The organism is Paucibacter sp. PLA-PC-4, from assembly GCF_026241155.1.
Taxonomy (GTDB): domain Bacteria; phylum Pseudomonadota; class Gammaproteobacteria; order Burkholderiales; family Burkholderiaceae_C; genus Roseateles_E.
Genome location: NZ_JAPFGP010000072.1, coordinates 1 through 698, shown reverse-complemented (window position 1 = coordinate 698; position 698 = coordinate 1). Strand labels below are relative to the sequence as shown.

Here is a 698-nt window from a genome sequence, read left to right as displayed (position 1 = left end):
ATGCCGAAGATGCGCTCCATATCGCTTTGGATCTCGGCGTCGTTCCTGATGTAGGCGCCCATCTGCAGGTTCTCGGTGATGGTCATGCGGGTGAAGGTGCCGCGCCCCTCGGGCACCATCACCAGGCCTTGCTTGACCAGGTCCCAGGCGCCCTGGCCCTTGATGGACTGACCTTTGTAGAGGATGTCGCCGTCGGCCACCGGCTGGATGCCGGTGACGGCCTTGAGCGTGGTGGTCTTGCCCGCGCCGTTGGCGCCGATCAGGCTGACGAGTTCGCCCTTCTTGACTTCGAAGTCCACGCCCTTGACGGCCTGGATGCCGCCGTAGGCCACCTTCAGCTTCGTGACCTTGAGCAGGGTTTGTGTGTCTGACATCTTGTGGGTTCCTGTTCAGTGGGCCGCGTGGCCTGCGCCCAGATAGGCTTCGATCACCTTCTCGTTGCGCTGCACGTCGTACGGCGTGCCTTCGGCGATCTGCTTGCCGTAGTCCAGCACCGTGACGCGGTCGCACAAGCCCATCACCAGCTTGACGTCGTGTTCGATCAAGAGAATGGTGCGGCCGTCCTTGCGGATGCGGTCGATCAGCTCTCGGAGCACCACTTTCTCGGTGGCGTTCATCCCGGCGGCCGGCTCGTCCAGCGCGATCAGCTTGGGGTCGGTGGCCAGCGCCCGGGCGATCTCCAGGCGGCGCTGGTCGCC

At 64.3% G+C, this 698-nt stretch carries 1 protein-coding gene and 1 pseudogene; both read right to left on the bottom strand.

What is annotated here, in order from left to right; all coding sequences use genetic code 11:
• Positions 1-374, bottom strand: a 374-nt coding sequence (locus tag OOZ63_RS28945; RefSeq protein ID WP_266009338.1) for an ATP-binding cassette domain-containing protein, incomplete at its 3' end; no start/stop codon positions are given.
• 15 nt (positions 375-389) lie between these two features.
• A pseudogene (locus OOZ63_RS28940) lies at positions 390-698 on the bottom strand (ABC transporter ATP-binding protein); the annotation flags it as partial.